Genomic DNA, 18,531 nt, shown 5'->3' with positions numbered 1-18,531 from the left:
GAGCTGAATCACCGGACGTGCGGGTATCACTGAGGCAAGCCTCAGATAAGTTAGGCCAGCCTCACCCAATACCGCGCGGCCGCTCCGCGCGGTCTGTCCGTCCTTTGACTTGGAGCCTTCATGCGAGCCGTCCGACTCTCAGTCGTCACCGCAGCCGCCACCGCGGCCGCTCTGACCGCCGTCACGGGCTGCACGGAGAAGAGCGACGCGAAAGGCGGCAGTGGCGCGATCCAGGTGACCGCCGCGGACGCCAAGTGCGACACCTCCGCCACCTCGGTCCCGGCCGGCCAGGTCACGCTGAAGATCGAGAACAAGGGCTCGAAGGCCACCGAGGTCGAGATCCTCTTCCCCGACGACCGGATCGTCTCCGAGAAGGAGAACATCGGCCCCGGCACCAAGTACACGCTGACCGCCGAGGTGAAGGCCGGCGCGTACGAGATCGCCTGCCGCCCCGGCATGAAGGGCCACGGCGTCCGCCAGAAGCTCACGGTCACCGGCGGCAGCAAGGTCGCCAAGCGCGACCCCCGTCTCGACAAGGCCGTCGCCGCCTACCGCGAGTACGTGCAGGAGCAGGCCGACGAGACGCTGCCGAAGGCCGAGGCGTTCGCGAAGGCCGTCAAGGACGGCGACCTCGACGCCGCCAAGAAGCTGTACGCGAACTCGCGCCTCGGCTGGGAGCGCACCGAGCCGGTCGCCGAGTCCTTCGGCGACATCGACCCGAAGGTCGACGTCCGCGAGGACGGCCTCGAGGAGGGCCAGGACGCGGAGAAGGACTGGACGGGCTGGCACCGCCTGGAGAAGTCCCTCTGGCAGGACAAGAAGATCGGTGACCGCGAGAAGAAGCTGGCCGACCAGCTGGTCACCGACCTGACGGACTGGCAGAAGCGCGTCGGCAAGGCCGAGATCACCCCCACCTCCATGGCCAACGGCGCCAAGGAGCTGCTGGACGAGGTCGCCACCGGCAAGGTCTCCGGCGAGGAGGACCGCTACGCGCACACCGACCTCGTCGACTTCAAGGGCAACGTCGAGGGCGCGCAGAAGGCGTACGAGCTGCTGAAGCCGGTCGCCGAGGAGAACGACGCCGCGCTGACCAAGGAGCTCGACAAGCAGTTCACCGCGCTGAACACGCTGCTCGACACCTACCGCGAGGACAAGACGTCGTACGACTTCGTCTCGTACGACAAGGTCGGCAAGGCCGACCAGAAGGAGCTCTCGGACGCGGTCAACGCGCTCGCCGAGCCGCTCTCCAAGCTCGCCGCCGCCGTCGTCAAGTGAGCGAGGGGCCCATGACCGACACCACTGAGACCACTCCCGACGCCACCGCCGACAGCGGCTCCCGGACACCGTCCCGGCGCTCGCTGATCGGCTGGGGCGGGGCGGGACTCGCGCTGGGCGCCGCCGCGGCGGGCGGTGCGGTCGCGATGACCCGCGCCGGCAACGACGTCGACCCGGCCGGCGCCGAGACGGGCGCCGCGGTCCCCTTCCACGGCCCGCACCAGGCAGGTATCGCCACCGCGGTGCAGGACCGCCTGCACTTCGCCGCGTTCGACGTGAAGACGGACGACCGCGACGCCTTCGTCCAGCTCCTGAAGGACTGGACCGAGGCCGCCGCGCGGATGACCGCCGGGCACGCGGTCGGCGAGGGCGCGTACGGCGGTCTCGCCGAGGCCCCGCCGGACGACACCGGTGAGGCGCTGGGCCTCAAGCCCTCGCGCCTCACGCTGACGATCGGCTTCGGGCCGTCCCTCTTCGAGAGGTTCGGCCTGCGCGAGCGGCGGCCCGAGGCGCTGGTCGACCTGCCGAAGTTCTCCGGCGACAACCTGGACAAGGCCCGCAGCGGCGGCGACCTGTGCATCCAGGCGTGCGCGGACGACCCGCAGGTCGCGGTGCACGCCATCCGCAACCTCGCCCGGATCGGCTTCGGCAAGGTCGCCATCCGCTGGTCCCAGCTGGGCTTCGGCAAGACCTCGTCGACGACGCCCGACGCGCAGACCCCGCGCAACCTGATGGGCTTCAAGGACGGCACCCGCAACATCGCGGGCACCGAGACGGACCGGCTGAAGAAGTTCGTCTGGGTCGAGGGCGAGGGCCCGGACTGGATGAAGGGCGGCTCGTACCTCGTGGCCCGCCGCATCCGGATGAACATCGAGACCTGGGACCGCACCTCGCTCCAGGAGCAGGAGGACGTCTTCGGCCGCGACAAGGGCGAGGGCGCCCCCGTCGGCAAGGCCAAGGAGCGCGACGAGCCGTTCCTGAAGGCGATGAAGCCCGACGCGCACGTCCGGCTCGCCCACCCCGACTCCAACGACGGGGCGACGATCCTGCGCCGCGGCTACTCCTTCACCGACGGCACGGACGGCCTCGGCCGCCTGGACGCGGGGCTGTTCTTCCTCGCGTACCAGCGCGACGTCCGCAAGGGCTTCATCCCGGTCCAGCGGAACCTGTCGCGCACCGACGCGCTCAACGAGTACATCCAGCACGTGGGTTCGGCGATCTTCGCGGTTCCCCCCGGCGTCCGGGACAAGGACGACTGGTGGGGCCGGGCGCTGTTCTCCGAGGAGGCGTAGCCGTGTTCGGCAACTATCTGATCGGCCTGCGCGAGGGGCTGGAAGCCAGCCTCGTCGTGTGCATCCTGATCGCCTACCTGGTGAAGACCGGCCGCCGGGACGCCCTGCGGCCCATCTGGACCGGCATCGGCGTCGCCATCGTGCTGGCGCTGGCGTTCGGCTGCGCCCTGGAGTTCGGCTCGCAGGAGCTGACGTTCCAGGCGCAGGAGGCGCTCGGCGGTTCGCTGTCGATCGTGGCGGTGTGCCTGGTGACGTGGATGGTCTTCTGGATGCGGCGCACGGCGCGGCACCTGAAGGCCGAGCTGCACGGCCGGCTGGACGCGGCGCTCGCGATGGGCACGGGCGCGCTGGTCGCCACCGCCTTCCTCGCGGTCGGCCGCGAGGGCCTGGAGACGGCCCTGTTCGTGTGGGCGTCGGTGCACGCCGCGAGCGACGGCACACCGCGCCCGCTGATCGGCGTCGCCCTCGGTCTCGCCACCGCGGTCCTGCTCGGCTGGCTCTTCTACCGGGGCGCCCTGAAGATCAACCTCGCGAAGTTCTTCACCTGGACCGGCGGCATGCTCGTCGTCGTCGCCGCGGGCGTGCTCGCGTACGGCGTCCACGACCTCCAGGAGGCCGACTGGATCCCCGGCCTGACGAACCTCGCCTTCGACATCAGCAGCACCATCGAGCCCACCAGCTGGTACGGCACGCTGCTGAAGGGCGTCTTCAACTTCCAGCCCGACCCGACCGTCCTCCAGGTCGTCGTGTGGGCGCTCTACCTGGTCCCGACCCTGCTGATCTTCCTGTGGCCGTCGGGCCGCGGCGCGGGCAAGCCGGAGCGGGCTCCCGGACAGCCGCAGCCGCAGCCGGCGACGGGCGGCGCGGTCGCCGACCGGAACTGACGGCACGCTCCGGGCACTTCGGCCCGGTGCCCCCGCTCCCTGGCGGGGACCGGGTCACGATGCGGGCCCGAGACCCGGTCCCCGCGCCCGCCGACCCCGCCCTCCCCGGTAGGGTTCGGGCCCGGGAACGGGGAAGGTGAAGGGACCCGATGAGCAGGCTTGGAAGGCTGAGGCGGTCCGCGCCGGTGGTGGCGGCCGGGATCGTACTGTCCGTCACGGCGAGCGGCTGCGTGGTGGTGCACGGGGAGCGCGAGGTCCTCCCCGGCGCGAAGAGGTCCGAAGCGGCGCGCGCTCTCGAGGACTTCACGTCCGCGTACAACAAGGCCGACAAGGCGTACGACCCCTCCCTGGACGCCGGCCGGATCACCGGGCCCCTCGCCGCCATCGACGGCGCGAAGCTCAAGGCCGGTCACATCAACAACCCCTCGGGCAACCCGGCCCACCGGCCGCTGGAGCTGACGGACGCCCACTTCGCCATCCCGAAGAAGGCGGGCTGGCCGCGGTGGTTCCTCGCCGACACCAAGGCCAACAAGGGCGCCCCGGACTCCCGTTGGCTGCTGGTCTTCACCCGCGGCGACGCCGACGACGTGTGGCAGGTCTCGTACCTGACCGTCCTGTCCGCCGACGACGTGCCCCGGTTCGCGAAGGACGAGAACGGCTGGGCCGAGCCGGTCACCCCCGGCGACACCCGGCTGGCGGTCACGCCCGCGAAGCTGAGCACCTCGTACGCGAGTTACCTGAGGAACGGCGGCGAGGACTTCGCGCCCGGTACGCACACCTCCGGGTGGCGGTCCCTGCGCAAGAAGAACGCGAGCAAGCCCGGTCTCGCCCGGCAGTACGTCGACGAGGCGCTGACGGCCGGCGACTACGCCCCGGTCGGGCTGCGCACCGCGGACGGCGGCGCGCTGGTCTTCTTCAGCACGCGCCACTTCGAGAAGCAGACGGCCGCGCAGGGCGTCGACCTGGAAGTGACCGACCCGAACATCGAGGCACTGCTGAACGGCGAGGTCAAGCAGTCCCTCACCCTGGAGTTCGTCTCCAACCAGGCGGTCCTGAACCCGCCGCGGACGGCGGCGGACCCGAAGGTGGAGTTCGTCAGCCGGGTCCAGGGGCTGACGGCGGCACACGGCGAGTAGCCGCGCGGGTCAGCCTCCGTGCGGCCAGGCGGCGAGCTGGTCCGAGCCGTCCCCCACGGAGCGGGAGCATTCGTCGGTCAGCACTTCCAGCAGGGTCAGCGGGTCGGGCAGCGCGTGCTCGGGGCCGCGCACCCAGTCGACCGACAGGCCGCCCGGCAGCTGCGCCGGCGGCACGAGGACGTAGGAGCCGCGGCAGTGCCAGCGCAGGCCCGGATGCTCGTCCATCGTCTCGGGGTGACAGTCCAGCTCGCAGGGCCACCACTCGTCCTCGTCCTCCGGCGTACCGCGCGTGAGGGTGAAGAAGAGCATGCGTCCGTCGCCGGTCTCGGCGACCGGGCCGACCTCGATGCCGGCGGCGAGCAGCCGCGCCATCGCCTCGCGACCGGCGTCCAGCGGCACGTCGAGGACGTCGTGCACCATGCCGGTCGCGGTGATGAAGTTGGCCTGCGGCTGGTGCCGGGCCCAGCGCTCGATCTGGGTGCGGTCGGTCGTGGACTGCGTCTGCCAGGCGAAGGAGACGGGGTGCCGCGCGGGCGTGGGGCAGCCGACGCGGTCGCAGGAGCACCGGTATCCGGCGGGGTGCGCGGCGGGCGCGAGCGGCAGCCCGGCACCGGCGGCGGCGAGCAGCAGGTTCTCACGCCCGCCCTCGTCGGCGGTCTCCTTGGGGCGACGGCCGCGCAGCCACTGGGAGATCCTGCCCTGCCGGCCGGAACGGCCGCCGAACTCCGCGCTCATCTATCCCCTCGCCTTGCTGTGGTGCGGACAGCATCGCTTCATGGTCCCACCATCCTGCGCCCTGGGGGGCCGGAGCCCGCATCCGGGGTCGTCGGGCGGGCCGGTCACGGCCCTCGATCGAGTGTCAATGCATAGTTTGATGGTATTTATCCCCCTACCGTGGTCGCCATGGTCACACGGACTGCGCTCACGGGTATCGCCGGTCTCACCTCGCTGGCCCTCGCCGCGCCGGGCGGCGTCCTGGCCCCGCTGGAGTGGGGCGCACGCCCCCTGACGGTGGCCGGGCTCCCCCGCGTCGTCTACGTCGCCCACCGGGGCGGCGCCCGCGAGGTCCCGGAGAACAGCATGTCGGGCCTGATGACGGCGTACGAACGCGGCACGGCCCAGGTCCTCGACTTCGACACCCGCATGCTGCGCGACGGCCACATGGTCGTGATGCACGACCGGACGCTGAACCGCACGACCTATCTGGGCGGCCCGGTGCGCAACCTCACCCTGCGGGACTGGCAGGGGGTGCGGCTGCGGCCGAGGGACGCGCTCCCGGGCAGCTGGCGCTCGGAGCGGCCGCCGACGGTGGACGAGGTGCTGGATCGTTTCGGCGGGCGCATCGTGCTGATGCTGGAGGCCAAGGACCCGGAGAGTCTGCGCGCGCTCGCCGGGCTGCTGCGGGCGCGCGGGCTGACCCGCTCGGTGTTCGTCAACTCCAACCGCCCCGAGGTGGCCCGGCGCGCCCACCGCATGGGGCTGATCGCGCAGCTGTGGCGCTCGGCCGACCAGATGCGCCGTGACCGGCCGGAGCGCTGGGCGGCCTTCGTGGACCTCCTCGACGTGGACCACAAGGCCCGCGACGCGGACCTGGTCCGGGCGGCGGCGTCGGGCATCCCCCGGGTCTGGGCGCACACGGTGGTGACCCCGGCCCAGCGCGACCGGGTCCTCGGGCTCGGCTGCAACGGGGTCATCACGGACGCGCCGGGCCGGCTCGCCCGCCATCCGGTGAGGGCCGTCAGGATCGCGAAGGCCGCGCGGACCGCGAGGGCGCTCAGGGCACGGCACGTCCTGGGGGTGCTGCGGTCGGCTCAGCGCGGGGCGAGACCGTAGAGGGCGTAGTCGACGAGGGTGTCCGTGTACGCGTGGGAGATCGGCCCGGTGCGCTGGAGCCAGCGCTGGGCGAGCGGGGCCACGAAGAGCTCGAGGGCGATACGGGGGTCGACCTCGGGGCGTACGGCTCCCTGGTCCTGCGCGGAGCGCAGCCGGCGGACGTAGAGCTGGAGCTGCGGTTCCAGGAGCTTGCCGACGAACTCGGCGCCGAGCTGTTCGTCCACGAGGCCCTCGGCGGCGAGGGCGCGCGAGGGGGCCTCGAAGCGGGGGTCGAGCAGTTCGTCCACGGTGGCCCGCAGGACCAGCTTGAGGTCGGCGGCCAGATCGCCGGTGTCCGGGATGCCGTCCTGCGGATCCTGCCCGGGCTGTGCCGCTGCCCGGGCGGCCTGCTCGCCCAGGTCCAGGAAGGCCTCCAGCAGCACGTCGGCCTTCGAGTTCCACCAGCGGTAGATCGTCTGCTTGCCGACTCCGGCACGGGCGGCGATGCCCTCGATGGTCGTCTTGGGATAGCCGACCTCACCGACGAGGGCGAGGGCGGCGTCGTAGATCGCGCGACGCGACCTCTCGCTGCGGCGGGCGGAATCGGGGGCGGGCTTCTGGACCATGGGGCGAATGTAACAGGTTGACAAGACGGTACGTCTCGCCGACAGTGGAGGGAGTGGCGAGACGATACGTCTCGTATCAGGTTGGACGCGGTGCGGCGGAAGGAGCCGGTGATGGCGCGAGGTGGAGACGGAAACATGCTGGGCGTCGGCGGTACGCGGCAGAAGCTCGGCCGCTCGGCCCTGCGGGGTGGCGGCAGCGGCGGCCGGATCGGCGGCGGCCTCGACCCCCAGACCCAGAAACGGGAGCTGCTGCGCAGGCTGCGGGAGGGGCGGGGGGAGCCGGGGGCGGGGGCTTCGGGGGCGCACGCCCCGGAGGCGGGGCACGGAGCCGACGCCCCGGAGGCGGAGCACGGAGCCGACGCCCCGGAGGCGGGGCGGGGAGCGGGCGCCTCGGAGGCGGGGCGGGGAGTGGACGCCGAGAGGGCGGGGGCGCGTGCGGTGGAGGAGGGCGGTCGCACTCCTCCGGGGGAGGACGGGGGCGGGGCGGTGGTGCGGTGAAGTAGGGGAGGTCGGCCGCTTGTGCGAGTAGGGGGCCGGCAGGGCAGAAGCCGTCGGGCCCCTTTCCCCGGGAACGAGGGGGCCGGGCAGGCGTTGCTGGGGCCGCTTCCCCGAGAGCGGGAGCGGGGCTCGACGGAAGGGGCGCAGGCGCCGTCGGGCCTGCTTCCTCGGGTGGTGAGAGGGCCGGGGCTCGACGGAGGGGGTGCAGACGCTGGTGGGCCCGCTTCCTCGGTTGGTAAGAGGGCCGAGGCTCGGCGGGGGTGGGCCAGACGCGGGTGGGCCCACTTCCCCGTGAAAAGCCGCCGGGTCGGGGTCCCGAGGTGCAGAGGCGAGCTCGGCGGCGGGTGGCGCCGGGCTACTCGGCCGGGGGCCAGGGGTCGCCCCAGTCCGCGTCGCGGGCGGCGCGGTACAGGGCGCCGTGGCGCTTGGTCACCGTCTCCCGGTGCAGGGACTCGTCGGGGCCGCACAGGTCGAGCAGTACCTGGCCCTTACGGATCTGCGGTCTGCGCACGACGCGGGAGGGGGCCGGTGTCGCCGGCAGCCGGGTGGCGGCGACGTAGCTGAACTTCTCGTCCTCGTACGCCAGGGAGCCGCCCTTGACCTGGCGGTGCAGGGAGGAACGGCTGACCCGGGCAGAGAAGTGGCACCAGTCCTCACCCGGCACGAGGGGGCAGGCGGCGCTGTGCGGACAGGGCGCGGCGATCCGGAAGCCGGCCTCGATCAGGCGGTCGCGGGCCTCGATGACGCGGGCGTAGCCGTCGGGGGTGCCGGGCTCGACGATCACGACGGTCCGGGCGGCGGTCGCGGCGGCGTCCACGACACTGGCGCGGTCGGCCTCGGTCAGCTCGCCGAGGACGTAGGAGACCGTGACGAGATCAGTGCTCTCGATGGTGAGCGCTGCTCCGATACGAGAGCGGCGCCACTCGGCGGTCTTCAGCGCCGGGTTCGCGGCGGCGATGTCGCGGCCCAGCGCGAGCGCCGGTTCGGCCCAGTCCAGGACCGTCACCGGGCGGTCACCCTCCCAGGTCGCGCTGACCGCCCAGGTCGCCGCTCCGGTGCCGCCGCCGACGTCGACGTGGCTGTCCGGCGTCCAGTCCGGCACGGCGTCCGCGAACGCGTCCAGCGCCGCGCGGACCGCCTCGAACGTGGCCGGCATCCGGTACGCGGCGTACGCGGTCACGTCCGCGCGGTCACGCAGGATCGGCGCGTGGGTCGGGGTGGCGCCCCGGTAGTTCGCGATCAGCCGCTCGACCGACTGCGCCGCCGCCTTCGGGGGCAGGCCGTCCAGGAGGCCGGCGAGGGCGGTGCGCAGGGTCTCGGCGGGAGAGGCGGGGGCGTTCACCCGGCGATTCTACGGTCGCCGGACCGACGCCCCGCCCGTCCGGTCCGGCCCACTCCCCCGGCCCCGGCCCACTCCCCCGCCGACACCGACCGGCATCGCACAGCACCGGCACAGCACCGGCATCACCCTTCACTGCGAGGCCGGACGGCGAACCCGGCGCCTGTCGGGTGCCGCTGCGCCCACCCGTACCGCCCCTGGGTACGTTCACCCACCCGTGCCGCCCCTGCCGTACGGACAGCCCATACGTGCCGTACGTCCGGCGGGGACGAGACAGCCGGCCCCGCGTCACCGGGCCCACGCGCCTCCCCGGTCACGGCGCCCGGGGCGGTGTCCCTCCGGTCGGGCCGCGTACCGCTCGGGCCAGGCGGGTCGCCGCTGCCGCCCGGGGCGTGTTGTCGGGGGTGCGGCGGCGAGGATGGACCGTGTTGGCCAGCAGGACGAGGAACGTGTCCGTCGCCGGGTCCAGGACCAGGGAGGTGCCGGTGAAGCCGGTGTGGCCGACCGCCCCGTGCCGCGCGAGGTCGCCCATGAACCACGGCTGGTCCACGGCGAAGCCCAGGCCCGGCGGCGTCAGCATCAGCTCGACGAAGTCGGGGCCGAGTATGCGGGCGGGGCCGTAGGAGCCGCCTGCGAGGAGGGTGCGGCAGAAGACGGCGAGGTCGCGGGCCGTGGAGAAGAGGCCCGCGTGTCCGGCCACCCCGCCGAGCGCCCACGCGTTCTCGTCGTGGACCACTCCCCGCAGCATCCCCCGGTCCGCCTTCCCCCAGGGCCGCCGCTGGTCCTCGGTGGCGGCGGCGCCGGGACGGGGTCCGAAACCGGTGTCCGTCATGCCCAGCGGGCGGGTGATCCCGTCGTGGACGAGGACGTCGAGCCCTCGCCCGGTGATCCGCTCCAGGACGTACTGCAGGAGCAGCAGGTTGAGGTCGGAGTAGCGGTACACCGCGCCGGGCCGGGTCACCGGTGCCTCGGCCCGCAGGAGTTCGAGGCGGGCCGCGTCGGACGGGCAGTCGTACAAGGGGAGTTCGGGCCGCAGGCCGGAGGTGTGGGTGAGGAGCTGCCGCACGGTGATGCCGTGGCGTGCGACGGCGCGGAAGTCGGGCAGGTACGCCGCCACCCGCGCGTCGATGCCGAGCGTGCCGCGCTCCAGCTGCTGGACCGCGGCGACGGCCGTGAACAGCTTGGTCAGCGACGCCAGGTCGAAGGGCGTGTGCACGGTCATCGGCACCCGTTCCCCGGGCGCCAGCTCGGTCCCCGCGTCCCGCTCCTCGTCGTACGCCGCGTAGCGCACCGCCCACCCGGCCGCCTCCTCGACGGCGATGACCGGTCCGCGTCCGGCGACGACGACGGTGCCCGCGGCCCAGGGGCGCTGCCCCGTGGTCAGGGTGCGCACCTCCCGTACGAGCTGCCGCAGTTCACCGGGGTCGAGCCCGGCCCGTTCCGGTGTGTCGACGCGCAGTCTCGGTGCGCTCAGTTCTCCGCCGCCTTTCCTTGCGCTGTCCGGTCGTCCGCGGGACCGCGGTCCCCGTCGAGCGGGGATCCCTGTTCCCAGGGACGGCACAGTGCCACGAAGCAGGCGATCGCCACCAGTGCCGCGGCGAGTTGGACGACGGCCATCGGTACGGCCGTGTGCTCTCCGGCGATCCCGACGAGGGGCGAGGCGATCGCGCCGACGAGGAAGGAGGTGGTGCCGAGCAGGGCCGACGCCGAGCCCGCGGCGTGCCGCGTGCGCGTCAGGGCGAGGGCCTGGGTGTTGGGCAGGGTGATGCCCATGGCGGTCATCAGGGTGAAGAGCGCGGTGGCGACGGGCGCGAGCCCGACGTCGCCGAAGACGCCGGCCGACATGAGCAGCAGGGCGGTCGCGGAGACCGTGACGACGGCGAGGCCGGTGGCGAGCGTCTTGTCCAGGCTGACCCGGCCGACCAGGACCTTGCCGTTGATCTGGCCCGCGGCCACCAGGCCGACGGAGTTCACGCCGAACAGCAGGCTGAAGGTCTGCGGGGAGGCGCCGTAGATCTCCTGGATGACGAAGGGCGAGGCGGAGATGTACGCGAAGAGCGCGGCGAAGGCGAAGCCGCCCGCGAGCATGTAGCCGGCGAAGACGCGGTCGGCGAGCAACCCGCGCATGGAGCGCAGCGCCTCCCCGACGCCGCCGCTGTGCCGGTCCTCGGAGGCGAGCGTCTCGGGCAGCCTGAACCACACGACCGCCGTCAGCACGATGCCGACGACCGTGAGGACGGCGAAGACGCCCCGCCAGTCGGTGACGCGCAGGATCTGGCCGCCGATGAGCGGGGCGACGATCGGGGCGACCCCCGAGATCAGCATCAGCGTCGAGAAGAAGCGGGCCATGGCCACGCCGTCGTACAGGTCGCGGACGACGGCGCGCGCGATGACGATGCCGGCGGCGCCCGCGAGGCCCTGGGCGAGCCGGAGGGCGACGAGGAGTTCGACGTTCGGCGCGACGGCGCACAGGGCGGTCGCGACGATGTAGACGAGCAGGCCGGCCAGCAGGGGCCTGCGGCGGCCGAACTTGTCGCTCATCGGCCCTACGACGAGCTGGCCGAGCGCCATGCCCGCCAGGCAGGCGGTCAGGGTGAGCTGGACGGTCGCGGCCGGCGCGTGGAGCGACCTGGTGACCTCCGGCAGGGAGGGGAGGTACATGTCCATGGCCAGCGGGGGCGTGGCGGTGAGGCCGCCGAGGACGAGGGTGACGAGCAGTCCGGTCCTGCGCAGGGCCGTCGGGTCGGGCAGCGTCCCGGCCGCGGCCCCGGGCGCCTGTCCGGCGGCCGCCGCCCGCGGTATGTGCCCCTGGGAGTCGTCCCGGCTCCTCGTCGTGCGGCCGCCTTCCGGCATGTGCCCCTCCCTCTGCGTCAGGTCCGCCACCTATGCTCTCAGCTCGTACGGAGTGTTCGGGGTCACAGGGCGAGGGGCCGGGTAATGGCGGGCGAGAGCGTGCGGTGGGGAATTCTGGCGACCGGAGGGATCGCGGCGGCGTTCGCGGCGGATCTGGTGGATCTGCCGGACGCGGAGCTCGTAGCGGTGGCGTCGCGCAGCCAGGAGTCCGCGAAAGCGTTCGCGGAGCGGTTCGCGATACCCCGGGCCTACGGCGACTGGGCGTCGCTCGCCGTCGACGAGGACGTGGACGTGGTGTACGTGGCCACGCCGCACTCGGCGCACCGGGCGGCGGCGGGCCTGTGCCTGGAGGCCGGGCGGAACGTGCTGTGCGAGAAGGCGTTCACGCTGAACGCGCGCGAGGCGCGGGAGCTGGTGACGCTCGCCCGAGAGCGGGGCAGCTTCCTGATGGAGGCCATGTGGATGTACTGCAATCCGCTGGTCCGGCGACTGAAGGCGCTGGTGGACGACGGTGCGATCGGTGAGGTCCGCACGCTGCAGGCCGACTTCGGGCTGGCCGGGCCGTTCCCGCCCTCGCACCGGCTGCGGGACCCCGCGCAGGGCGGCGGCGCGCTCCTCGATCTCGGCGTGTACCCGGTCTCGTTCGCGCAGTTGCTGCTCGGGGAGCCGTCGGACGTGACGGCGAGAGCGGTGCTCTCGGATGAGGGCGTCGATCTCCAGACGGGTGCACTGCTCTCCTACGAGAGCGGCGCTCTCGCTTCGGTGCACTGCTCCATCAGCGGCGGCACCCCGGTGTCCGCGTCGGTCACCGGCTCCGCGGGCCGCATCGACATCCCGGACGGCTTCTTCTTCCCGGACCACTTCGTCCTGCACCGCGACGGCCGCGACCCCGAGAAGTTCCTGGCCGACCCGGCGAGCGGACCCCGCAACAGCATGAAGCACGAGGCCGTCGAGGTGATGCGGGCCCTGCGCGCCGGCGAGACCGAGTCGCCGCTGGTCCCGCTGGACGGCACCCTCGCCGTGATGCGCACGCTCGACGCGGTCCGCGACCGCATCGGCGTCCACTACCCCGGAGAGACCCGCTAGGTCCCGCCGTTCGGGTCCGGCCTGACCGGCGTCTCCGGCCGGCATCGCCGTCTCCGGCCGGCATCACGGCGACCGGCCGGCATCACGGCGTCCGACAGACGTCACGGCGTCCGGCGGGGACGAACCGCCGGTCACGCGACGCCGGTCACGGCCGCCCCGGAGGCATTCCACGCGGGTCACCGCCCGGCCCCGGCCCAAAGGGACCCAGCCGGGGCGCGACCCGGCCCCGGCCGGAACCGGGACGGAGACGGCGACCCGCTCCGGATCAGGCCGGGACGGAGCGGCGACCCGCGCTCACTCAGGCCGGCTTGAGGCCCTGGTCGCCCACCTCCGTCACGAAGGACGCGGCCGTGGTGATCGGCGCGCCCGGCGTCGTCACCGCGGACACCGTCTTGAAGTCGGCCCGCGCCGCCTCGCGCCCGAGCTCGACGGTCACGTAGCCGCGCCGCCCGTTGTAGAACTTCAGGTGCGGGTTGGCCTTGGTGTACGTCTCCCAGTTGGCGGGCCGCTCCGCGCCGTCCTTGCCGCTGGAGATCGACGTGGCGACGATCTCGGTGCCGAGCGTGGCCGACGCCGGGTCGTCGAAGTCGTCCTTGATGTCGAAGGCGTACCCGACGTGGACGTCTCCGGTGAGCACCATCAGGTTCTCGATCCCGGCCGACCTGGCCCCGGCGAGGACCCGCTCGCGGGAGGCGCGGTAGCCGTCCCAGGCGTCCATCGACACCTTGGCGACCGGGTTGAGGTCCAGCTTGCGCTGGGAGAACGTGACCTGCTGCGGGACCACGTTCCACAGCGCCCGCGAGTCGCGCCAGCCGTCGATCAGCCAGCGCTCCTGCGTGGCCCCGGTGATGGTGCGTGCCGGGTCGTCCGACTCGGGCCCGGGGACGTGCGAGCCGTCGCCGTACGCCTGGTTGGAGCGGTACTGGCGGGTGTCGAGGATGTCGAACTGGGCGAGCCTGCCCCACCGCAGCCGCCGGTACAGCTGGGCGTCGGGTCCGTCGGGCAGCTGCGGGCGGCGCAGCGGCTGGTTCTCCCAGTAGGCGCGGTAGGCGGCGGCCCGGCGCAGCAGGAACTCCTCCGGCGGGTTGCCGTTCTCGTCGATGTCGTCGGCGTAGTTGTTCTCGGTCTCGTGGTCGTCCCAGGTGACGACGAAGGGGTGGGCGGCGTGGGCGGCCCGCAGGTCGGGGTCGGACTTGTAGAGGGCGTACCGCAGCCGGTAGTCCTCCAGGGTCACGGTCTCGTGGTTGAAGAGGTCGGGCAACGTGCGGTCGGTGTACTTGCGGGCGCCGCCGACGGAGTTGACGGCGTACTCGTAGAGGTAGTCACCGAGGTGGAAGACCACGTCGACGTCGTCCTCGGCGAGGTGCTTGTACGCGGTGAAGTAGCCGTCGTGGTACGCCTGGCAGGAGACCGCGGCGAGGGTGAGTCCGGAGGTGCGGCTGCGGGTGGCGGGCGCGGTGCGGGTGCGGCCCGCCGGGCTGACCCAGCTGCCGGCGCGGAAGCGGTAGTAGAAGACCCGGTCGGCGTCGAGGTGGCCGACCTCGACGTGGACCGTGTGGTTGAACTCGGGGTGCGCGAGGGCGGTGCCGCGTCTGACGATGCGGCGGAAGCGCTCGTCGTGGGCCAGCTCCCAGTGCACGACGACGCGCTCCCGGGGCAGTCCGCCGTCGGCCTGGTAGGGCGCCGGGGCGAGCCGGGTCCACAGGAGCACGGAGCCGGGCAGCGGGTCGCCCGACGCCACGCCGAGGGTGAAGGGGTCGTCCCCTATCTTCGCGGCGTCGAGTTCGGCGGCGCTCGCGACGCCCGCGGTCGGCAGGTCGACGGCGAAGGCGAGTGCGGCGGCGGCGCCGGTGACGGTGAGGAAGCGGCGGCGTCCGATGTGCCGGGCGGCGGCGCGCAGTTCGGCTGCGTGCCGGGACGGGGCGTGCGGTGGCTGATGCGCTGCGGGTGTCATCTGGCCCTCCCCTGACGGTGGTTGTACGAGGCATTGGAGTGGTCAGGGTCGACGCTGGACTGTCGCGTACACAACAGCCAGATGGCGGATGGATGAGTTCCGGACGGCGGACCCTCCCGTACGCTGCGGGGCCATGAATGCCATGCAAACGAAGACGGCGGTGGTGACCGGGGCGGGCTCCGGCATCGGCCGCGCGGTCGCCGTGGAACTGCTGCGCACGGGCTGGTCGGTGGCGCTCGCCGGCCGCCGGACCGGCCCTCTGGAGGAGACGGCCGCCCTGGCACCCGGCAGCCCCTCCCTGGTCCTGCGCACGGACGTCTCGGACCCCGGCGACGTGACCGCCCTCTTCGCGGCCGTCCGCGAGCGCTTCGGGCGCCTGGACCTGCTCTTCAACAACGCGGGCACGTTCGGGCCCGGCGGAGTCCCGGTCGAGGAACTCCCCTACGACGCCTGGCGGCACGTGGTGGACACCAACCTCAACGGGGCGTTCCTGTGCGCGCAGGCGGCGTACCGGCAGATGAAGGAGCAGGAGCCGCAGGGCGGGCGGATCATCAACAACGGCTCGATCTCCGCGCACACGCCCCGCCCGCAGTCCGTGGCCTACACGGCGACCAAGCACGCGCTGACCGGGCTGACCAAGGCGCTCTCCCTGGACGGCCGCCCGTACCGGATCGCGGTGGGACAGATCGACATCGGCAACGCGGCCACCGACATGACCGAGCGCATGCGGACGGGCACGCTCCAGGCGAACGGCGAACTGGCCGTCGAGCCCGTGATGGACGTGGCGGACGTGGCGCGCACGGTGCGGCACATGGCGGAGCTGCCGCTGGAGGCGAACGTGCAGTTCGCGACGGTGCTGGCGACGGCGATGCCCTACGTGGGCCGCGGCTGAGACCGCCGGCCCCGGTTCGTCAAGACCTCAACCTCCACAAGCGGAGGCCGTCCGTCCGGGGTATCGCGGCCGGTGACAGGCCTATGCTCGACTCCTCTCCCACAGAGCTTCACAGTTGGAGCACAGAGCTTCCGCAGCCATTCCGAGGGGGGAGGGGCGGCCGTCCCCGGTCCGGAGGGGGTGGGTCTCGCGCGGGACGGCGAGACGTACACCGGACCCGGGAGGGCCGCCCCGCCATACGTCGGGGTTCCCCCTTCACTCCCCGCGAGGGCTGTCCGGCTGTTCGACGCCTCCCGCGGTGTCCTTGTCGCGGTGACCGTCCGCCGGTGCCGGCTCCACGGCAGCATTCTCACCGTGAGGCCCCTCCGGCCCCTCACCACTCCCGGCAGCACTCTCACCATGAGACCCGCCCGGCCGCTCACCACTGCCGGCAGCCCGCTTGCCGAGAGGCCCGCCCGGCTGCTCACCGCCCCCGGCGGCCCGCTTGGCGCGGCGGCCGCGCACCGCGAACGCCCCGGCCCCCAGCGCCAGCACCGCGGCCCAGGACCCGGCCACCAGACCCCAGTTGGACGAGGAACCCGACGCGTGGGACGCCGGAGCGCCCGCCGCGCCCTTGCCGGGCTTGCCGGTCGCCGAGGCCCGCGCGCCGCCCTCGCTGACCGGATCGACCAGCACACCCACCGGCTCGGCCCGGCCCGCCCACTTGAAGCCCCAGTCGAGCAGGGCGGCCGTCTCCTTGTAGACGCCGTTCCCGCCGCTCTTGGGGTGCAGCACGGTGACCAGGAGCGTACGGCCGTCGCGGGTGGCCGCACCGGTGAAGGTGTTGCCGGCGTGACTGGTGTAGCCGTTCTTCACCCCGATCAGGCCGGGGTACGTCTCCATGCCCCAGGCGCCCGTCAGCAGCCGGTCGGTGTTCTGGATCTGGAAGGTCTTCTTCCCGCCCGCCGGGAAATCGGCGGTCCGCGTCGCGCAGTAGGCGCGGAAGTCGGCGTCGCGCAGGCCGTGCCGGGCGAACAGCGTCAGGTCGTACGCGGAGGACAACTGCCCCTTGTGGTCGAAGCCGTCGGGGCTGACCACGTGCGTGTCCAGGGCCTGGAGGTCGGTTGCCCTGGCCTGCATCGCGGCGACGGTACGGTCCATCCCGCCGTACATGTGACTCAGCACGTGCACCGCGTCGTTGCCCGACCGCAGGAAGACCCCGAGCCACAACTGCTCGACGGTGTACGTGATTCCGGGCCGGATGCCGACGAGGCTGGAGCCCGCCGGGACGTCGGCCAGTTCCGCGTCGGTCACCGTGTGCCGCTCGCCCCGGTCGAACTTCTCCAGCACCGTGTCCGCGAACAGCATCTTCAGGGTGGACGCGGGAGCCAGCCGGCGGTGCGCGTTGTACGAGGCGAGCACCCGCCCGCTCTCGTGGTCGGCGATCAGCCAGGCACGGGCGGTGAGTTCGGGCAGTCCCGAGGCGCCGCGCGACTGGACGCCGGTACGGCCGAGCCGCTCGCCTCCGATCGTGGAGACGGCGGCGGCGGGCCCGGCCGCGGCCAGGGGGACGGCGGCGGCGAGGCCGAGAGCGGCACGGCGGGTGAGCCGAGAGGAATCACGCATCCCGGGACCGTACAAAGCGCGCCTGTGACGCCGCGCGGCGGGGTCTTAAAGAAAAGGCATGGTGCGCCCCAAGAGATTGTGATCCCGACGCCGACCGGACGGAAGGGCGCGCGGCGGCGGGCACCGTAGGGGTGCGCGGGGTAGGTCCCAAGGGGACAAGACCCGTCGTACGGGCCGCCGTTGAGCGCGTCCAGACCGCCGTCAGGGCGGCCGTTCAGACCGCTGTCGCGTCCGTCGTTCAGGCCTGACCGGTCTCGAACCGGGAGATCTTGCCGTCCTCGACGACGAAGCTCCACCGGGTCTTCATCTCGCCCCAGGTGTCGTTGCTGTACCGGGCGATGAGGGCGCGGCCGCCGTCGGACTCGTTGTCGACCTCCATGTGGCCGTGGGAGGAGAAGATCTCCCGGTCGGTCCAGTCGGCGAGGTCGCGTTCGGACCCGTCGTCGGCCATGGTGGCGTCCGGGGTTAGGACGGCCAGGAAGGCCTCGCGGTCGTGCGCGTTCACGGCGCCGACGAAGGCCCGGACGGCCGGGTCGCTGAGCTTGGTCACCTGAATCGTCATGCCGCCCAGACTCACACCACGCCCGGGAGGCCGCCACCCGTACGGCCGCCCGGGCCCGCCGGACTCCGGGGATCGGTGCGAGGGTGGACGCGGGAGGGGGTCCGTCCACCGCTGTCCGCCGCTCTGCTCTGGGAGTCATTGTGACCTGTTACAACCGAAGCGACCTGGGACTGCTGCTGCTCCGTCTGAGCACCGGCGGGGTGCTGGCCGCGCACGGGGCGCAGAAACTGTTCGGCTGGTTCGGCGGAGGCGGCCTCTCCGAGACCGCCACGGCCATGGAGGCCATGGGGTACGCGCCGGGGAAGCCCAGTGCGGTGGCCACGGGCGTCGCGGAGGCGGGCGGCGGCGTGATGCTGGCGCTGGGCCTCGCGACCCCGGCGGCGGGTGCGGCGGCGGCCGGCGCGATGGCCGGCGCGACGGCCGTGCACGCGCCCAGCGGGTTCTTCGCGGCGAGCGGCGGCTACGAGTACGCCGCGTCCCTGGGCCTGGCCGCGGCGGGCCTCGCCGTGACGGGGCCGGGCCGCCTCTCGCTGGACAGCCTGCTCGGCCACGCGGTGAACCGCAGCTGGATGGTGCCGGTGGCGCTGGCCGCGGCGGCGGCGGGGACGATCGCCGTGGTCGGCACCCGCAACAAGCGGGTACGGCGCGCGGCCGAGGGCGAACAGGATTCGCTGTTCGAGGAGTAGGCGCCGGCCCGGGCCCCGGGCCGGGAGACTG

17 protein-coding genes are annotated in these 18,531 nt (G+C 73.1%); 9 read left to right on the top strand and 8 right to left on the bottom strand.

All coding sequences use genetic code 11. The annotated features are described in order from the left end of the window. Nucleotides 1-120 precede the first annotated feature (120 nt). The 4 genes from efeO to ACZ4VA_RS03640 all read left to right on the top strand — a co-directional run bounded on the left by efeO (nt 121) and on the right by ACZ4VA_RS03640 (nt 4,587). Entirely contained in the window at nt 121-1,275 is a 1,155-nt protein-coding gene (efeO, locus tag ACZ4VA_RS03655) for an iron uptake system protein EfeO (protein WP_355780219.1), read from the top strand. An 11-nt stretch (nt 1,276-1,286) separates the two neighbouring features. Further along, on the top strand, nt 1,287-2,567 hold the full coding sequence (gene efeB, locus ACZ4VA_RS03650) for an iron uptake transporter deferrochelatase/peroxidase subunit (protein ID WP_355780221.1): 1,281 nt from the start codon (nt 1,287-1,289) through the stop codon (nt 2,565-2,567). Between the two features lie 2 nt (nt 2,568-2,569). Further along, nucleotides 2,570-3,451 carry an iron uptake transporter permease EfeU gene (gene efeU / locus ACZ4VA_RS03645; protein WP_356241839.1) on the top strand — a complete coding sequence of 294 codons (882 nt, stop codon included), beginning with the start codon at nt 2,570-2,572 and terminating at the stop codon, nt 3,449-3,451. Between the two features lie 149 nt (nt 3,452-3,600). After that, the gene (locus ACZ4VA_RS03640; protein ID WP_452919052.1) at nt 3,601-4,587 is read left to right on the top strand and encodes an SCO2278 family lipoprotein; all 987 of its coding nucleotides are present in this window, start codon (nt 3,601-3,603) and stop codon (nt 4,585-4,587) included. A 9-nt stretch (nt 4,588-4,596) separates the two neighbouring features. Here ACZ4VA_RS03640 and ACZ4VA_RS03635 read toward each other — a convergent pair whose 3' ends face one another. Beyond that, a complete protein-coding gene (locus tag ACZ4VA_RS03635; protein ID WP_356167485.1) occupies nt 4,597-5,322 on the bottom strand; it encodes a bifunctional DNA primase/polymerase in 726 nt (241 codons plus the stop codon). A gap of 168 nt (nt 5,323-5,490) precedes the next feature. On the opposite strand from ACZ4VA_RS03635, the gene ACZ4VA_RS03630 reads away from it, so the two are divergent. Continuing rightward, a complete protein-coding gene (locus tag ACZ4VA_RS03630) occupies nt 5,491-6,420 on the top strand; it encodes a glycerophosphodiester phosphodiesterase (RefSeq protein ID WP_468079520.1) in 930 nt (309 codons plus the stop codon). Here ACZ4VA_RS03630 and ACZ4VA_RS03625 read toward each other — a convergent pair. Beyond that, nucleotides 6,399-7,025: a TetR/AcrR family transcriptional regulator gene (locus ACZ4VA_RS03625; protein ID WP_468079518.1), complete on the bottom strand. Its 627-nt coding sequence runs from the start codon at nt 7,023-7,025 to the stop codon at nt 6,399-6,401. The genes ACZ4VA_RS03630 and ACZ4VA_RS03625 overlap by 22 nt on opposite strands. A gap of 111 nt (nt 7,026-7,136) precedes the next feature. Here ACZ4VA_RS03625 and ACZ4VA_RS03620 point away from each other — a divergent pair, with 111 nt between their 5' ends. Continuing rightward, complete coding sequence (locus ACZ4VA_RS03620) at nt 7,137-7,523, top strand: DUF6243 family protein (RefSeq protein WP_468079516.1); 387 nt, start codon at nt 7,137-7,139, stop codon at nt 7,521-7,523. A 355-nt stretch (nt 7,524-7,878) separates the two neighbouring features. Here the strand turns inward: ACZ4VA_RS03620 and ACZ4VA_RS03615 are convergent, their stop codons facing one another. From ACZ4VA_RS03615 to ACZ4VA_RS03605, 3 genes are all read right to left on the bottom strand, one after another. Continuing rightward, a complete protein-coding gene (locus tag ACZ4VA_RS03615; protein WP_452919058.1) occupies nt 7,879-8,865 on the bottom strand; it encodes a small ribosomal subunit Rsm22 family protein in 987 nt (328 codons plus the stop codon). A 310-nt stretch (nt 8,866-9,175) separates the two neighbouring features. Beyond that, nucleotides 9,176-10,402, bottom strand: a complete 1,227-nt coding sequence (locus tag ACZ4VA_RS03610) for a serine hydrolase domain-containing protein (RefSeq protein ID WP_388903988.1) — start codon at nt 10,400-10,402, stop codon at nt 9,176-9,178. Then, on the bottom strand, nt 10,333-11,715 hold the full coding sequence (locus ACZ4VA_RS03605) for a multidrug effflux MFS transporter (protein WP_452919061.1): 1,383 nt from the start codon (nt 11,713-11,715) through the stop codon (nt 10,333-10,335). Before ACZ4VA_RS03605 ends, ACZ4VA_RS03610 begins: the two co-directional genes overlap by 70 nt. Nucleotides 11,716-11,799: 84 nt before the next feature. Between ACZ4VA_RS03605 and ACZ4VA_RS03600 the strand changes: the two genes are divergently transcribed. Further along, nucleotides 11,800-12,801 (top strand): Gfo/Idh/MocA family protein, encoded by a 1,002-nt coding sequence (locus ACZ4VA_RS03600; protein ID WP_355780243.1) that lies wholly within the window; start codon nt 11,800-11,802, stop codon nt 12,799-12,801. A gap of 298 nt (nt 12,802-13,099) precedes the next feature. Here ACZ4VA_RS03600 and ACZ4VA_RS03595 read toward each other — a convergent pair whose 3' ends face one another. Further along, a complete protein-coding gene (locus ACZ4VA_RS03595; RefSeq protein WP_356167499.1) occupies nt 13,100-14,755 on the bottom strand; it encodes an alkaline phosphatase D family protein in 1,656 nt (551 codons plus the stop codon). Between the two features lie 133 nt (nt 14,756-14,888). Here ACZ4VA_RS03595 and ACZ4VA_RS03590 point away from each other — a divergent pair, with 133 nt between their 5' ends. Beyond that, nucleotides 14,889-15,647, top strand: coding sequence for an SDR family oxidoreductase (locus tag ACZ4VA_RS03590; protein WP_468079512.1), 759 nt, complete (start codon nt 14,889-14,891; stop codon nt 15,645-15,647). Between the two features lie 255 nt (nt 15,648-15,902). Here ACZ4VA_RS03590 and ACZ4VA_RS03585 read toward each other — a convergent pair whose 3' ends face one another. Together ACZ4VA_RS03585 and ACZ4VA_RS03580 are read right to left on the bottom strand one after the other, a co-directional pair. Further along, complete coding sequence (locus ACZ4VA_RS03585; protein ID WP_468079510.1) at nt 15,903-17,252, bottom strand: D-alanyl-D-alanine carboxypeptidase family protein; 1,350 nt, start codon at nt 17,250-17,252, stop codon at nt 15,903-15,905. 238 nt (nt 17,253-17,490) lie between these two features. Next, nucleotides 17,491-17,814 (bottom strand): nuclear transport factor 2-like protein, encoded by a 324-nt coding sequence (locus tag ACZ4VA_RS03580; protein ID WP_452919066.1) that lies wholly within the window; start codon nt 17,812-17,814, stop codon nt 17,491-17,493. 140 nt (nt 17,815-17,954) lie between these two features. Between ACZ4VA_RS03580 and ACZ4VA_RS03575 the strand changes: the two genes are divergently transcribed. Next, nucleotides 17,955-18,500 carry a DoxX family protein gene (locus tag ACZ4VA_RS03575; RefSeq protein ID WP_468079508.1) on the top strand — a complete coding sequence of 182 codons (546 nt, stop codon included), beginning with the start codon at nt 17,955-17,957 and terminating at the stop codon, nt 18,498-18,500. The last annotated feature ends 31 nt before the right edge of the window (nt 18,501-18,531 follow it).

Source organism: Streptomyces sp. NPDC028308 (assembly GCF_055565855.1).
Note: the sequence above shows the minus strand (reverse complement) of the source record. Positions and strands in the feature narration are given on the sequence as shown.

Coding starts and splice junctions, on each gene's coding strand:
- efeO (WP_355780219.1), top strand. CDS start 121: ATGCGAGCCGTCCGACTCTCAGTCGTCACCGCAGCCGCCACCGCGGCC.
- ACZ4VA_RS03595 (WP_356167499.1), bottom strand. CDS start 14,755: ATGACACCCGCAGCGCATCAGCCACCGCACGCCCCGTCCCGGCACGCA.
- ACZ4VA_RS03630 (WP_468079520.1), top strand. CDS start 5,491: ATGGTCACACGGACTGCGCTCACGGGTATCGCCGGTCTCACCTCGCTG.
- ACZ4VA_RS03590 (WP_468079512.1), top strand. CDS start 14,889: ATGAATGCCATGCAAACGAAGACGGCGGTGGTGACCGGGGCGGGCTCC.
- ACZ4VA_RS03580 (WP_452919066.1), bottom strand. CDS start 17,814: ATGACGATTCAGGTGACCAAGCTCAGCGACCCGGCCGTCCGGGCCTTC.
- ACZ4VA_RS03625 (WP_468079518.1), bottom strand. CDS start 7,025: ATGGTCCAGAAGCCCGCCCCCGATTCCGCCCGCCGCAGCGAGAGGTCG.
- ACZ4VA_RS03585 (WP_468079510.1), bottom strand. CDS start 17,252: ATGCGTGATTCCTCTCGGCTCACCCGCCGTGCCGCTCTCGGCCTCGCC.
- ACZ4VA_RS03635 (WP_356167485.1), bottom strand. CDS start 5,322: ATGAGCGCGGAGTTCGGCGGCCGTTCCGGCCGGCAGGGCAGGATCTCC.
- ACZ4VA_RS03605 (WP_452919061.1), bottom strand. CDS start 11,715: ATGCCGGAAGGCGGCCGCACGACGAGGAGCCGGGACGACTCCCAGGGG.
- efeB (WP_355780221.1), top strand. CDS start 1,287: ATGACCGACACCACTGAGACCACTCCCGACGCCACCGCCGACAGCGGC.
- ACZ4VA_RS03600 (WP_355780243.1), top strand. CDS start 11,800: ATGGCGGGCGAGAGCGTGCGGTGGGGAATTCTGGCGACCGGAGGGATC.
- ACZ4VA_RS03620 (WP_468079516.1), top strand. CDS start 7,137: ATGGCGCGAGGTGGAGACGGAAACATGCTGGGCGTCGGCGGTACGCGG.
- ACZ4VA_RS03640 (WP_452919052.1), top strand. CDS start 3,601: ATGAGCAGGCTTGGAAGGCTGAGGCGGTCCGCGCCGGTGGTGGCGGCC.